The sequence below is a fragment of the Salipiger sp. PrR002 genome (genome assembly GCF_010500775.1).
In the GTDB taxonomy this organism is placed as follows: Bacteria; Pseudomonadota; Alphaproteobacteria; order Rhodobacterales; family Rhodobacteraceae; genus Salipiger.
The window spans coordinates 1-14,908 of sequence record NZ_JAAGOU010000012.1; the positions used below are offsets into that span (position 1 = coordinate 1).

The window sequence follows — 14,908 nt, forward strand, 5'->3', positions numbered from 1 at the left end:
GCGGCGACGATGCCGCGGGTCGAGGGGCATTGCACGGTGAGGGCGTAGGAGGACATGGGGGTCTCCGGTCGGTCTGATCGGCCGCCTTGCGGCGGTATTCTGGTTTCGGCTCAGTCGGCTGTGAGGCGGGCGGCGGCACTTTCGAGCGCGTGCCAGAGGCTGCCGGCAGCGGAGCGCATGCCCCAGACCAGCAGCCGCGTCTCGGAGGGCCGCAGCATGTAAACCGCCATATGGTGCAGCATGCTGCGCGTGGCCCGGCCCGGCGCCAATGCCTCTGGCGGCAGGTTCACCAGCCGCTCGAGAAGCCGCTCGGCAGCGATGGGCGTGCGGCAGTCGATCTCGATGGCGACCCAGCCGTCGGTCTGTTCGGTGACCGAGCAGCCGGGCGCGGCGGCGGACATCGCTGCTGCGAAATCCTCCTCTGCACGCCCGTCCGCCATCACCATCCACTGACCCGGCCCGGTCCAGAAGGCGGCGGTTCCGTCCGAGGTCACCATGCCGCCCGGTCCCGGCAGCGCGAGGCCGAAGACCTGCGGCGCGGCGCCGCCCTTGCGCAGCGCAAGCGAAGCGAGGGCAATGTCGGGGCGTTCGGTGAGGGTGAGCGCCGCAAAGCTCGCGAGGCGCGGCGCCTCGGCACCAAGCGCCGTGAGGGGGATGAGATCAGCCACGCAGACGCTCTCCTTCGGGATCAATGAAATGCGCGGGGACGACGCGCAACTCGGCGCTGCTGCCCTCGAGCGGGTTGGCGGCAAGGATCACCTCGCCGGTGCGGCTGTCCCCGTCTTCGAGGAACCCCAGACCGATCGAACTGCCCACATGCGGCGAGAAACAGGCCGAGGTGATCCAACCCTGATCATGGGCCATGTCCTGCGCGGCGCCTTTGGTGAACAGATGCGCGCCCGGCACGACCTTGGCCTCTGGGTCCACCGGCTGCAGCCCGACCAGCCGCCGGGTGTCGCCCGCGAGCCCCTCGCGCCGCGACATGACGGCACCGATGGAGTCCTTCTTCTTCGACACCATCATCCCCAGCCCGATCATCGCCGCCGTGGTCTGACCGTTGAGTTCAGCGCCCGCCGCGTGGCCCTTCTCGATGCGCAGCACGCCGAGCGCCTCGGTGCCATAGGGGGTGACGCCGAGGTCCGCGCCCTGCTCCATCAGCCGCTGCATCAGCGCATGGCCATAGCGGGCGGGCACGGCGATCTCATAGGCCAGCTCGCCCGAGAAGGAGATGCGGAAGAGCCGCGCGCGCAGCCCCCCGCAGATGGTGAGCGCGGCGCAGGCCATGAAGGGGAAAGCTTCGTTCGACAGATCAAACCCGTCCACGATCCGCGACAGCAACTCGCGCGAGCGCGGCCCGGCCACGGCGATCTGCGCCCATGCGTCGGTGGTCGAGATGATCTGCACGTCGAGATCCGGCCAGAGGCACTGCCGCGCGAACTCCATGTTGCGATAGACGAGGCCCGCGTTGCCCGTGGTGGTGGTGACCACATAGTGATCTTCGGCCAGTCGCGCGCAGGTGCCATCATCGTAGAGATGCCCGTCCTCGCGCAGCATCAGCCCGTAGCGCACCTTGCCGACCTTCAGCGTGCCCATCATATTGGCGTAGATGCGGTGCAGGAACTCACCAGCATCGGCCCCCTGCACGTCGATCTTGCCCAGCGTGGTCACGTCGCAGAGACCGACGGCGCTGCGCACGGCCTTGGCCTCGCGGTCGACGCTTTCGCGCCAATGGGTCTCGCCGGGACGCGGGAAATATTGCGCGCGCAGCCATGGGCCAACTTCGACGAAAGCCGCGCCCTGTGCCTTGGCCCAATGATGCGTCGGGGTCAGGCGCGTCGGGCGGAAGTCCTTGCCGGTATCCCCCCCGCCAAGCACCGAAAGCGAGACGCCGGTATAGGGCGGGCGGAAGATGGTGGTGCCGGTCTCGGGGATCGCCTTGCCGGTCAGCTCGGCCATAACGGCCAGCGCGGTGACATTGGCCGTCTTGCCCTGATCGGTGGCCATGCCAAGCGTGGTCCAGCGCTTCAGATGCTCAACCGGGCGCATGTTTTCCTTATGCGCCAGCGCGATGTCCTTCACCGTCACGTCGTTCTGGAAATCCACCCAAGCGCGCGCCTTGCCCGGCACATGCCAGAAGGCCGTCTGGCGCAGGGGCCGGTCTTCGGCCTCGGGCAGGCGGGGAAGCGCCGCGCGGATGCCGAGATCCGACAGGGCCTTCTGCGCCGCCCGCGCACCGTCCCCGAGCGCGGCAGCGGTCGTGCCACGTCCGGCGCAGGCACCGGCGGGGATGAGGCCCTGAGGGCCGCCCTCGCCCGGCACGAAGGCCAACAAATCGTCATTCCACACCGGGCGGCCACGGTGGTGCGAGGCGAGATGCACATTGGGGTTCCAGCCTCCCGAAACGCCAAGCGCGTGGCATTCGAGCCAGTCGGAGCGGCCATCGCGGGTGATCTCGATCGAACTCAGCCCCAGCCGCCCGCGCGTGCCAGTGACCTGCGCCCCGGCAAAGACCTGATAGTCCCCGAGCCGCGGCGCATCCTCGCGCGGGTCGATCACACCAAGGACCTTGGCTCCTTTGGCGATGAGGTCGAGCGCGGTGCGGTGGCCGTCGTCCGTGCTGGTGAAGATGGCGATCCGGTCCTGCGGCTTCGCCACCGGCAGCGCCGCCCAGCGGTTGGCATAGGCGCGCATGGCGCCTGCGAGCATGATCCCCGGTCGGTCGTTGCTGGCGAAGGGGATATGCCGCTCGGTCGCGCCCGCCGCCAGCACGCTGCGCTTTGCAGTGATCCGCCAGAGCGTCTGGCGCACGCGCGCACCGGGCTCGGGCAGATGGTCGGCGACCCGCTCGACCGCGCCGAAAATGCCGTGGTCATAGGTGCCGAAGACGGTGGTCCGCGTCAGGATGCGCACATTCGGCAGCGCACGCAACTCGGCCTCAACCTCAGCCACCCAATCGCTTGCGGGGCCGCCGTCCAGCGGATCGCTCTCGGCCAGAAGGCGCCCCCCGAGACGGAAGTCCTCATCGGCCAGCACCACCTGCGCGCCTGCCCGCCCGGCGGTCAGCGCCGCGGCAAGACCCGCCGCGCCGCCGCCGATGACCAGCAGATCGCAATGCAGATAGGCGCGGTCGTAGGCGTCGGGATCGGCCTCGCCCGAGAGCGCGCCAAGGCCCGCGGCGCGGCGGATCATCGGCTCGTAGAGCTTCTCCCAGAAGGCGCGAGGCCACATGAAGGTCTTGTAGTAAAAGCCCGCCGCGAAGAAGGGCGAGAGCAGATCGTTCACCGCCAGCGCATCGAAACCGAGCGGACCGATGTGGTTCTGGCTGCGCGCTGTCAGCCCGTCATAAAGCTCGGCCACGGTGGCGCGGGTGTTGGGCTCGGCGCGGGCACCGGTCCGCAGGGTGACAAGGGCGTTGGGCTCTTCGGACCCCGCGGAGACCACGCCGCGCGGACGGTGATATTTGAAGCTGCGGCCCATGAGGCGCACGCCATTGGCCAGCAGCGCCGAGGCCAGCGTGTCGCCGGTGTGGCCGGTGTAGCTTTTGCCGTTGAAGCTGAAGGTCAGTGTCTGGCTGCGGTCGATCAGGCCACCGGGGATGCGGGTCATTCTTGGGCTCCCTTGCGCGCCAGCGCCACGTCCGAGGCCAGTTCGGCCTTGATGATTTCATGGGTCAGCGTGTTGCGGGTCACCACCAGCCAAGACCGGTCGCCCTGCTCGTGGAACCACAGCTCGCGATGAACGCCCGCCGGGTTGCCGCGCAGGAAGACATAGTCGCAAAAGGCCGCCTCCGCGCCCTCTCCGTCGGGCGAGGGGCGATCCAGCAGCGCGGCGTCGCCAAGATAGGTGAACTCCTGCGCGTCGCGGAGGCCAAGAAGCGGGTGCGGGATCAGCATCGTGTCACCTCAATGCAGGTTCGGCTGGGCGCCTGCGCCCTTTTCGTCGATCAGATGGCCGCGCGCGAAACGGTCGAGGCGGAAGGCCCCGGCGGTCTCATGCGGGCGGCCCGTCGCCAGCAGATGGGCGAAGGCGTAGCCCGACGCCGGGGTCGCCTTGAAACCGCCGTAGCACCAACCCGCGTTGAGATAGAGCCCGTCCACCGGCGTCGCGTCGATGATCGGCGAGCCGTCCATCGACATGTCCATGATGCCGCCCCAGCTGCGCAGCAGTCGCGCCCGTCCAATCATCGGCATCAGCGCCATGCCGCCCTCGGCCACATCCTCGACCACCGGCAGATTGCCGCGCTGCGCATAGGAGTTGTAGCCGTCGATGTCGCCGCCGAAGACCAGACCGCCCTTGTCGGACTGGCTGATGTAGAAATGCCCGGCGCCGAAGGTGATCACCGTGTCGATCAGCGGCTTCAGCCCCTCCGACACGAAGGCCTGCAGCACGTGGCTTTCGATCGGCAGGCGCATCCCGGCCATCTGCATCACCCGGCTGGACGAACCCGCCACTGCCACGCCGACCTTGCCCGCGCCGATGTAGCCGCGAGAGGTCTCGACGCCCTTGACCGCGCCGCCCTCGATGCGGAACCCGGTGACCTCGCAGTTCTGGATGATGTCGACGCCGCGCATATCCGCGCCACGCGCATAGCCCCAAGCCACACCATCATGCCGCGCGGTCCCGGCGCGGGCCTGCAGAAGCCCACCCTTAATCGGGAAGCGCGCGTTGTCGAAGTTCAGATACGGCAGCCGCGCGCGCAGGTCCTCCGGCCCCAGAAGTTCGGCATCCGCCCCCGCCAGCCGCATGGCGTTGCCCCGCCGCCGGTAAGCATCGCGCTGCGCGTCGGAATGAAAGAGGTTGATGATCCCGCGCTGGCTGACCATCGAGTTGAAATTGGTCTCCTGCTCGAGATTTTCCCAGAGCTTCATCGAGAACTCGTAGAAGGGCTCATTGCCCGGCAGCAGGTAGTTGGAGCGGATGATCGTCGTGTTCCGCCCGATGTTGCCAGAGCCAAGCCAGCCCTTTTCCAGCACCGCCACTTTCGCCTGCCCAAAGGTCTTGGCGAGGTAGAAGGCCGTGGCCAGACCGTGACCGCCGCCCCCCACGATGACGAAATCATAGGCCGCTTTCGGCTCGGGATCGCGCCAGAGCGGTTTCCAGCCTCTGTGGCCGGTGAGGGCTTCCTTGATCACGCGAAGGCCAGAGAATTTAGGGCCGGACGATCTAGAGCCGGAGAATCTCATGCGCGTACTCCTTGTTGCGTTGCAAAATGACAGGAGTGCTGCCGAAATCCGGTTCCATAGCAGCCGGATTTGTGACATTTCAGGACATACCACGACAGAAATTGGCGCCATCGTGTCCCGCAGATCCCCCGCCCGCCGCATCGGCTTTCTCTTCACCCCCGATTTTGCGCTGATGTCGGCGGCCTCGGCGGTCGAGCCGCTGCGCGCCGCCAACCTGCTGAGCGGACGGGATCTTTACGAGCTGATCTTTCTCTCCTCCGAAGGTGGGTTGCTGCGCAGTTCGGTGCTGGGTGGTTTCGAGACGCGCCCCCTCAGCGAGATGCCGGGCCAGCTTGATCTGCTGTTCGTGGTCTCGGGCGGCGATCCGATGCAGGCGACCGATCCCGCCACGCTCGCCGCGCTGCGCCGTCTTGCCCGGCAGGGCGTGCCGCTTGGGGGCATCTCGGGCGGTGCCGCGCTGCTTGCCGCCGCCGGGGTGATGCAGGACCGGCGCTATACCATCCACTGGATGCATGTGGACGAGATGCGCAGCCTCTATCCCGAGGCGATGATCGAGCGCCGCCTCTTCGTCATCGACCGCGACCGCTATACCTGCGCGGGCGGCATGGCGCCGCTCGACATGATGCACGCGCTGATCACCGCCGAGCATGGGGCCGAACTGGCACGCGCGGTCAGCGACTGGTTCATCCATACCGGCATTCGCAGCGCCGAGGCGCCGCAGCAGCAAAGCCCCGCGCGCAGCCTTGGGGTCACCCACCCGGCGCTTGAGGCGATGCTCGACCTCATGAGCAGCCATATCGCCGACCCGCTGACGCTAGAGGATCTCGCCAAGCTCAGCGGGGTCAGCGCGCGGCAGCTCGAACGGCTGTCCCGGGCGCAACTGGGGCAAAGCGTGATGGCCTTCTACCGTGGGCTGCGGCTGGACAAGGCGGATGAGATCCTGCGCCGCTCGAGCCTTGGCATCGACGCCATCGCGCAGGCCACCGGCTTTGGCGAGCGCAGCCCGTTCAGCCGCGCCTTCCGCCGCCGTTTCGGCAGCGGCCCGGCCGCGCGGCGCAAGGCTGCCCGTGGCTAGTCCCGCCTTGGGGCGGGGTCGGACCCTTGGCGCTCAGAACCCCAAAAGCCCGGCCAGCGGCAGCAGCGCGAGCATCATGCCAAAACTGCCCCAGCCGCCCGCATCGCCCTCCTCTTCCTCCGGCTCGGGCGCGTCTTCCTCCACCGGCGTCTCCGGCAGCAACATGTCGAGGGAGACCGCCGCTTCACTCTCCTCCGCCGCGGTGCCGTCGATCTCGGCCAGCACGGGCGCGAAGGCCTCGCTTGGCTGCAGGGCGCGGATCACCACCTGCATGATCTCGCGCGGGTCCAGATCGACCTCGAGCACGCCATCCGCATAGACCTCTTCGGCATTGAGCCTCTGCACATCGGGCACAGAGCCGGTGTCTCCAACGGCCTCCCCCTCGGCCACGCCAAGCACGGTGATTTCCATCGCGCCGAAACCGCTCACCAGCCCCGACAGATCGAGATCCGACACGCTCGCCGCATCGCTTTGCGACATCAGATAGAGCACCATCTCGCCCGACCCGGCAAAGGCATGCACTGTCACCGGCCCTGCTTCGGTTTCGGTGTCGTCATCGCTGGGCACGAAATCCAACAAGGTCTTACCGGGCAGCGCATTGGCCATCATGGCAAACATCTCGCCGGGCACCGTGGCGGCCTCGAAGGTAAACCCGGTCGACAGGGCATTGGCGGTGTTCTGGATCAGCGGCCAGACATGCGCCTGATCGACCCCGGCGAGGATGAACTCCTCGACGATCTGCAGCATCTCCTGCGCCTGAAACAGCCCGTAGTCGCTTACACGGTCGAGGCCCTGCGTCGACTTGAGGTTCCACTCTGTGACATGGATCTCGAGGTGCTCGAACCCCGCGTGCTCGAGCCATGTGTTCTGGATGGTGTCGAGCGCATAGGATCGGCTGGCGTCTGTCCCTCGGGCGTAGACATGGGTGACGATCCCGTCGAGCGCATCGCGCTCCGCCTCGGTCTCGAACCCCATCTGCACCAAGGCGTTGGTCACCTCGGACCAGTTGACCTCGCCGCTGCCACGGATGTTGGCCTCGCTCAGCCCGGCATTGGGGTAGAGCGCTGTCAGATCGGCGATGACCTCTTCGGCGTCCCATCCCTCGTAGCTTTCGGAAAGGTTCGAGAACCCGTAGTTCTGCCCCATCTGCGCCAAAACGCGGATGCCCGAGGTGTCGATCCCCTGCACCTCGGCCACCAGCGCCAGTTCGTCGGCGATGATCTCGGCCATGTCCGCGGCGAGGCGACCGTATTCCACCGCCGTCATCTCGCCCGAGCCCCAGTATTCGTTGCCGATCTCCAGCGCCGCAATCTCTGCCGCGCCGTAGCCGCCCGACGCGAGATCATGCACGAAGTCGCGCAGCACCTCCTCGTCGATATCCGGCAGGCGGTTGCCGGTCTCGTCTCGCACATCCGAAAGCTGGTCGCGGGTCGGCAGCACGATGGTCACCGCGTGGCCGGTCTGGGCAGCGTAGACGATGAACTCCGACAGCGGGATAAAGGCGGTTTCCGCGCCGGTCATCGCATGGCTTGCCAGCGTCGCATCGGGATCGGCCAGATCGAAATAATACTCGGTCAGCGACCCCCCGGGATAGCGCAGGCCCGTGACCCCAAGCTGCGAGACCGCTTCGGCATAGGACCCCGTGCCGGTCATCTCGCCGCGCGGCGCGAGGATATTGCCTCCGAACAGCGCTGCGCCGACGGGCGCGCCGGTGGCCGCGAGGGCAAGGGGCAGACTGTCGGCCATGGCATTCTCCGGGCAAGCCGCCCCGCAGACAGGCCCTGAGCGGCACCAAGGTGCCGCAGGCCGCGCACGGTCAGCGAAGTTCAGGAAAACCGGGGAAAACTCGCTCGAACCGATCAGCCAGCGAGGCCGCGGATCGGACACAGGCCCGGCAGACGGGCAAACAGACGGGCAGGCACGCCGAAAGCGCCGGTCCCCATGTCAGAGGGAGGCCGAATGGTCGCTCGTTTTGCGTGTATGCGTAGAAAGGCCGCAAAATCTGCGGCACCGTCGTGATTTAGAAAAGCTATTTTCTACTAAGCTGAAAAGGCGCAAAACCCCACGGCGCCCTTCAATCTAGGGTAGTTTGCTCAATCCGATCCTGCAAGCGTGATTGCACCGGGATCACCGCATGCGCAGGTCTCTGCCAGCCCGCGCCTATGGCACGGGCTGCCGTCCGGCTTTGCAGGGGCTGGCGTCAGGCCGCGGCACTGACCCCAATGGCCTCCAGCATCTGCCCGGTCGAGGTGACGCCGCCGCAGGTGGCGGCGATCCACTGCATGGCCATATCGTGTTTCGCGCGGTCGAAATCGGCCTGCGCGTCGGCCACGGCAAAGGGCTCGATGTCGCGCTGGAAGGCCTCGGTCGCGGTGCACAGACAGCCGATATGGGCGTAGATCCCGGTGATCATCAGCTGATCTCGGCCGCGCGCGCGCAGCAGCGTCTCGAGGTTGGAGCGCTGGAAGGCGCTGTAGCGGTGTTTGACCAGAACGATGTCGTCCAGCGCGGGCGCAAGATCGGGAAGGATCGCCTCATGTTCGGGTTTTGCCGCCATGCCCGGCCCCCAGAGGTCCGCCTGCAGACCCCGGTCGGGCCGAAACTGATTGCCCTTCTGCGCGGTGTAGAACACCGGGATGCCCGCCGCGCGCGCCCCCGCGATCAGCTGGGCGATATTGGCCACCGCCGGGCGCAGCGGAGCATCGTCGGGGTATGGCGCGCAGAAATACCGCTGCATGTCGTGCACCAGCAGGGCAAGGCGATCGCGCTCCGGCGCAAAAGGCGCGCGGGCCGCGGGCAGCTCGGCGACGGTGGGAAGCGGATAGGGGGCAATTCCGGGCAGGGCCATCGTGGTCAGTCTTTCAGTGTCAGGTCAGGTTGAGGGCGGCATCCGGCGCGAGGCCGAAGGCGCTCAGCATGGCGCCGAATTTGGCGCCGGTCTCACGGGTCTCGCTGTCGGGGTCCGAGCCGGGCACGATCCCGGCCCCAGCGTAGAGCCGCGCGTGCGTCCCCCGCAGCTCGGCGCAGCGGATCGCCACATGCCACGCCCCGTCGCCGCGGGCGTCGCACCAACCCACCGCCCCGGCGTAGAAGTCACGCTGCACCGGCTCAAGCTGGCGGATCAGCTCGGCCGCGGGATCGCGCGGCAAGCCGCAGACCGCGGGGGTCGGGTGCAGACAGGCGGCCAGCACGGGCGCGGGCTGATCCTTGTCGCGCAGCCGTCCCGCGATGCGCGTACCAAGGTGCCACATGCTGCCCGTCGAAGTGATGCAGGTGCCCTCGGGCGCGCCAAGGGTGCTGCAGAGCGGGGCCAGCGTGTCGAGGATGAACTCGACCACCAGCGCATGCTCGCGCTGGTCCTTCTCGGATCCTGCCAGCGCCTCGGCGGCGGCACGGTCCTCGCGGGCATCGGTGCTACGGCGTGCCGAGCCGGCCAGCGGGTGCGAGAGGATATCCGCGCCGCGCTTGTCCAGCAGCAGCTCGGGCGTGCCCCCCACAAGGTGCCGCCCGCCGGGCAGCGCCACATCAAAGGCGGTGACCGCCGGATCTACGGCGAGCCGGGCGAGCAATCCGGCGCGGTCGATAGGAAGCATACTTTCAAGCCTCAAGGTTCGGGCCAGCACGACCTTTTCGAGCGCGGGCTTGGCCTGCATCTCGGCCAGCGCGGCGGCGACCGCCGCGGCATAATCCCGCGCCTGCGGCTCCGGGGTCAGGCGCAGTTGGCCCGTTGGCGCGGGTGCGCCCACAGGCAGGTGCCCGCCCTGCGCCTCGGCGCTCCAGAGACAATCCTCCGCCGCCCGGTCGAACGGCAGCGCCCCGCCGATCATCCCGCCCTGCGGCAGCGCCGCCAGCGCCGGTGCCAGCCGTGCGCCAAGGCTGGCCGCATCGCCGCGCGGCACGGGCCGCAGTGGGCCGCGCGCGATGCGCGTGTCGCGACCGCTCAGAAAGGCAAGGCCCGGGCCGGGCAGCTCGGGACGAGTGTCGAAATGCGTGAGAGGGCGCGTCATCAGTCCTCCTCCATCATGACCGTTACGGATCTGGGTGGCGTGGAGGCTGACCGACTCGAAGAGAGCCGCTTGGCTGCCGCGGGCGTGGTACGCAATCAGGAAGGGAGTAGGCAAGTAAATAAGTCGGGAATTACCGTGCCTGCGCGACATTCCGCAATCCGGTCTTCCGCCCGCCCCATTCGGGACACGCCGCACGACAGGAAAAGGCCCCCCACGATCACGCGGGAGGCCTTTGGTTCAGCGCTGAACGCGGGGTCAGGCGATACGCTCGCCGGTGCCCGGATTGAAGTAGGAAACCTTGCCCAGATCGAAGGCGAAGGTATGGGCGCTGCCCGGCTTGGCCTCGGTCTCGGCGTGCAGACGTGCGGTCACCTGTTTGCCGCCCAGCGTGGTCATCACATAGGTGTCGGCGCCCGCGGGCTCGACGATCTCGACACGGCACTCGGCCTGCTGCACCGCCGCACCGCTGCGGAAGCCCGGCTCCGAGATGTCCTCGGGCCGCAGGCCGAGGATCACATCCTCGGGCAGACCCGCCGCGCCGGGATCGGTCAGCACGATGGGTGCCGCGCCATCGCGGGCGATCTCGATCTGCGTGCCATTGCCGCCCGCCTGCGCCTTGGCCGGGATCAGGTTCATCGCGGGCGAGCCCATGAAATCGGCGACAAAGAGGTTGGCGGGCTGGTTGTAGATCTCCGCCGGGGTGCCGATCTGCTGGATGATGCCGCCCTTCATGACGACGATCTTGGTGGCCAGCGTCATCGCCTCGATCTGGTCGTGCGTCACATAGACCATCGACGCGCCGAGGCGTTGGTGCAGCGATTTGATCTCGGTGCGCATCTCGACCCGCAGCTTGGCGTCGAGGTTCGACAGCGGCTCATCGAAAAGGAACAGCTTGGGATCGCGCACCAGCGCCCGGCCCATGGCCACACGCTGCCGCTGGCCGCCGGAAAGCTGGCCGGGACGGCGCTTGAGCAGCGGCTCGATCTGCAGCTGGCGGGCCACCTCGGCGAGCTTCTGCTCTTGCGTGGCCTGATCGACGCCGCGCACCTTCATGCCGAAGGTGATGTTCTTGGCGACGCTCATGGTCGGGTAGAGCGCGTAGGACTGGAACACCATGGCGATGTCGCGGTCCTTGGGCGAGACATGGGTCATGTCCTCGCCGCCGATCTTCAGCGTGCCGCCCGAGATCGGCTCCAGCCCGGCGATGCAGTTCAGCAGCGTGGACTTGCCGCAGCCCGAGGGGCCGACCAGCACGAGGAAATCGCCCGGTTCGATCGACACGTTGATGTCCTTGAGGACCTCGGTCGCGCCGTAGTTCTTATAGAGGTTCTGGATGTCGAGAATGGGAGCCATGGGGATCATCCTTTGACGGATCCGGCGGTCAGGCCGCGGATGAAATATTTGCCGGCAACGACATAGACGAGGAGCGTCGGCAGCGCGGCGATGATCGCGGCAGCCATGTCGACGTTGTATTCCTTCACGCCGGTGGTCGAATTGACGATGTTGTTGAGCGCCACGGTCACCGGCTGGGTGCCAGCCGAGCTGAAGGACACACCGAACAGGAAGTCATTCCAGATCTGGGTGAACTGCCAGATCACGCTGACCACGACGATCGGAATGCTGAGCGGCAGGAAGATCGACCAGAAGATGCGCAGGAAGCCCGCGCCGTCGACCTTGGCCGCCTTCACCAGCTCTTGCGGGATCGTGACGTAGTAGTTGCGGAAGAAAAGCGTGGTGAACCCGAGCCCGTAGATCACGTGCACGAAGATCAGCCCCGGAATGGTGCCCGCGATGCCGAGCAGACCCAGCAGCCGCGCCATGGGCAGCAGCACCACCTGGAACGGGATGAAGCAGCCAAAGAGCATCAGCGCGAAGATGATGTTGGCGCCCTTGAAGCGCCATTGCGCGATCACATAGCCGTTCACCGCGCCCAGCAGGGTCGAGATCAGCACGCCCGGCACCGCGATCAGCACCGAGTTCCAGAAGTAGGGCCGCACGCCCTCGCATTGGATGCCGGTGCAGGCGCCGGACCATGCCTTGGCCCATGCGTCAAAGGTGACCTCCCGCGGCAGCGCCACGAGATCGCCGGTGCGGATCTCCTCGAGGCTTTTGAGCGAGGTGGTCAGCATCACGAAGAGCGGCATCAGGTAGTAGATCGCGAAGAGCCCGAGGATGACATAGAGGCCCCAGCGCAGCGCGGTCTTCATGCCCGCGCCCTGTCGGCGGGCCGCGCCTGCGGCGGGCGTTGTCGAGACATCAGTCATTTTTCGCCCTCAGTTCGGAGTAGAGATAGGGCACCACGATGATGAAGATCACCATCATCATGATCATCGCCGAGCTTGCCGCCTGCCCCACGTCGCCACGCGAGAACGCCATGGCGTACATGTAGGTGGCCGGAAGATCGGTGGCATAGCCGGGGCCGCCGCCGGTCAGCGCGATGACGAGGTCAAAGCTCTTGATGGCAAGGTGCGCCAGCACGATGAAGGCCGACAGAAAGATCGGCGCCATCGAGGGAATGATGATCGCGGTATAGACGCGCCACGTCGGAATGCCGTCGATCTGCGCGGCGCGGATGATCTCGGTGTCGACCGAGCGCAGCCCCGCGAGGAAAAGCGCCATGACGAAGCCCGAGCTTTGCCAGATCGCCGCCATCACCACCGTGTAGATGGCCATGTCGGGGTTCACCAGCCAGTCGAACTTGAAGTTCTCAAAGCCCCAGCCCTGCACCATGGCCTGCACCCCGAGACCGGGGTTGAGGATCCATTTCCACGCGGTACCGGTGACGATCATCGAAAGCGCCATCGGGTAGAGGTAGATGGTGCGGATCGCGCCTTCGACGCGGATCTGCTGGTCGAGCAGGATCGCGAGGATCAGCCCCAGCAGCATCGAGATCACGATGAACATGCCCCCGAAGATGTAGAGGTTGTCCATCGCCGTGTCCCAGCGCGGCGAGGCGAAAAGCCGTTCGTATTGGATGAAGCCGTCGATTTCGTATTTGGGCAGCAGCTTGGAGCGGGTGAGCGACACCCATGCGGTCCAGCCGATAAAACCGTAGACGAAAATCAGGACCGCGATGAAGCTGGGCGCCAGCACGATCTTCGGCAAATGGGTTTCGAACCATTTGGCCATGGTGTTCTCCTATGACGGGCCCGCCCCGGATCGGAGACGGGCCCGCGTGAGTTTGGTCAGAGACGTTAAGCCCGAGACCGGGGACGGTTACATGGAGTTCGCGACAGCGTCGGCGAGCATCTGCACCGCGTCCTCGGAGCTCATGTCCGAGTTGAAATGCGCCGTCACCACGTCGGTGATCGCGCCGGACTGCGCACCGCGCAGCGCCATGCCATGGGCGTAGGACGGCAGCAGCGCGCCATTCTCAGCCGCGGCGTTCATGTCCTCGGAGGATTTCACCGCGCATTCGTCGAACTCGTCGAGCGACACGTCGGTGCGCACCGGGATCGAGCCTTTGTTGAGGTTGAACACCTTCTGGAAGTTCGGCCCGACGATCAGCTCTGCCAGCAGGTTCTGACCGGCTTTCTTGTCGTCGCCGTCCACTTCGAACATGGCGAAGCTGTCGACGTTGTAGAGGAAGCCATCACCCGGCGTGGAGGCGCAGAGGAAATCCTCGCCGGGCACTTTGCCAGCGGCCAGAAACTCGCCCTTGGCCCAGTCACCCATGATCTGGAAGGCGGCTTCGCCGTTCATCACCATGGCAGTGGCGAGGTTCCAGTCACGGCCCGAGAAGTTGTCATCCACAAAGCCGCGCAGGGTGCGCATCTGGTCAAACACCTGCACCATCGTGTCCGAGGTCAGCGCGTCCTGATCGAGATCGACCAGCGCCTTCTGGAAGAACTCGGGGCCGCCAAGGCCAAGAACGACGGTCTCGAACACGGTCGCGTCCTGCCAGGATTGGCCGCCGTGCGCCAGCGGGATCACGCCCGCCGCCTGCAGCTTCTCGGCCGCGGCGTTGAACTCGTCCCAGGTGGTCGGCATCTCGATGCCATTGTCTTCGAGCACGGATTTATTGGCCCAGATCCAATCGACGCGGTGCACGTTGACCGGCGCCGCGCACCAGCTGCCTTCGCACTTCATGTGCTCGGCGATCTGCGCGGGCAGCACGTCGGCCCAGCCCTGCTCTTCGGCCACCGACGAGATATCCGCCAGCACGCCTTCTTCGTACCATTCCTGGATCGCCGGGCCTTTCAGCTGCACGGCGGTGGGCGCGTTGCCCGACAGCACGCGGGCGCGCAGCGCGGTCATCGCGGCATCGCCGCCGCCGCCCGCGACCGGCATGTCGGTCCAGGTGCCGCCCTGGTCCGAAAATTCCTGCTGCAGCACGGCCACGGCCTTGGCTTCGCCGCCCGCGGTCCACCAGTGCAGAACTTCGGCCTGCGGCTCGGCATAGGCTGCGCCCGCAATCGACAGGGCAGCGGCAGAGATTGCCGCCTTAGCGGTGAATTTCATCAGGTAGTCCTCCCTTGGTCCTGCCCCTCCCCGGGGCAGCTATGGCTCAAATCCTGCGCCGCTGGCCGTCGCCTTCGCAAGGGTGTAGACAGGCTGCCGCGACGGTGATGGCGCTAAAAGAGCGGCGATCTGTTACAGCCTGTTACAGAGGGGCCGAAATCGCTGCGGTGCGGCAGGATTTC

At 66.8% G+C, this 14,908-nt stretch carries 12 protein-coding genes; 1 reads left to right on the forward strand and 11 read right to left on the reverse strand.

Translation table 11 applies throughout. The annotated features are described in order from the left end of the window. Positions 1 to 110 precede the first annotated feature (110 nt). Genes G0A00_RS13880 through G0A00_RS13895 form a run of 4 tightly spaced genes read right to left on the reverse strand, consistent with a single transcriptional unit; the run spans position 111 to position 5,183 of the window. The gene (locus tag G0A00_RS13880) at positions 111 to 668 is read right to left on the reverse strand and encodes a sarcosine oxidase subunit gamma (RefSeq protein ID WP_164185444.1); all 558 of its coding nucleotides are present in this window, start codon (positions 666 to 668) and stop codon (positions 111 to 113) included. Continuing rightward, entirely contained in the window at positions 661 to 3,606 is a 2,946-nt protein-coding gene (locus G0A00_RS13885) for a sarcosine oxidase subunit alpha family protein (protein ID WP_164185443.1), read from the reverse strand. Before G0A00_RS13885 ends, G0A00_RS13880 begins: the two co-directional genes overlap by 8 nt. Further along, positions 3,603 to 3,893 (reverse strand): sarcosine oxidase subunit delta, encoded by a 291-nt coding sequence (locus G0A00_RS13890; protein ID WP_164185442.1) that lies wholly within the window; start codon positions 3,891 to 3,893, stop codon positions 3,603 to 3,605. The genes G0A00_RS13885 and G0A00_RS13890 overlap by 4 nt, the downstream gene beginning before the upstream one ends. Before the next feature lie 9 nt (positions 3,894 to 3,902). Next, a complete protein-coding gene (locus G0A00_RS13895; protein ID WP_164185441.1) occupies positions 3,903 to 5,183 on the reverse strand; it encodes a sarcosine oxidase subunit beta family protein in 1,281 nt (426 codons plus the stop codon). Positions 5,184 to 5,295: 112 nt separating this feature from the next. Between G0A00_RS13895 and G0A00_RS13900 the strand changes: the two genes are divergently transcribed. Further along, positions 5,296 to 6,258, forward strand: coding sequence for a GlxA family transcriptional regulator (locus G0A00_RS13900; protein ID WP_368667704.1), 963 nt, complete (start codon positions 5,296 to 5,298; stop codon positions 6,256 to 6,258). A gap of 33 nt (positions 6,259 to 6,291) precedes the next feature. On the opposite strand, the gene G0A00_RS13905 is transcribed toward G0A00_RS13900, so the two are convergent. The 7 genes from G0A00_RS13905 to G0A00_RS13935 form a co-directional block, all read right to left on the reverse strand. Next, a complete protein-coding gene (locus G0A00_RS13905; protein WP_164185440.1) occupies positions 6,292 to 8,004 on the reverse strand; it encodes a type I secretion protein in 1,713 nt (570 codons plus the stop codon). Between the two features lie 454 nt (positions 8,005 to 8,458). Continuing rightward, entirely contained in the window at positions 8,459 to 9,106 is a 648-nt protein-coding gene (locus tag G0A00_RS13910) for an isochorismatase family protein (protein WP_164185438.1), read from the reverse strand. A 19-nt stretch (positions 9,107 to 9,125) separates the two neighbouring features. Continuing rightward, positions 9,126 to 10,265 carry an isochorismate synthase MenF gene (locus G0A00_RS13915; RefSeq protein ID WP_164214211.1) on the reverse strand — a complete coding sequence of 380 codons (1,140 nt, stop codon included), beginning with the start codon at positions 10,263 to 10,265 and terminating at the stop codon, positions 9,126 to 9,128. 255 nt (positions 10,266 to 10,520) lie between these two features. Further along, positions 10,521 to 11,618, reverse strand: coding sequence for an ABC transporter ATP-binding protein (locus G0A00_RS13920; RefSeq protein ID WP_164180570.1), 1,098 nt, complete (start codon positions 11,616 to 11,618; stop codon positions 10,521 to 10,523). A gap of 5 nt (positions 11,619 to 11,623) precedes the next feature. Further along, positions 11,624 to 12,529, reverse strand: a complete 906-nt coding sequence (locus tag G0A00_RS13925; RefSeq protein ID WP_224901407.1) for a carbohydrate ABC transporter permease — start codon at positions 12,527 to 12,529, stop codon at positions 11,624 to 11,626. Then, the gene (locus G0A00_RS13930; RefSeq protein ID WP_066111233.1) at positions 12,522 to 13,394 is read right to left on the reverse strand and encodes a carbohydrate ABC transporter permease; all 873 of its coding nucleotides are present in this window, start codon (positions 13,392 to 13,394) and stop codon (positions 12,522 to 12,524) included. Before G0A00_RS13930 ends, G0A00_RS13925 begins: the two co-directional genes overlap by 8 nt. 87 nt (positions 13,395 to 13,481) lie before the next feature. Then, on the reverse strand, positions 13,482 to 14,726 hold the full coding sequence (locus tag G0A00_RS13935; RefSeq protein ID WP_164180572.1) for an ABC transporter substrate-binding protein: 1,245 nt from the start codon (positions 14,724 to 14,726) through the stop codon (positions 13,482 to 13,484). Positions 14,727 to 14,908 lie beyond the last annotated feature (182 nt).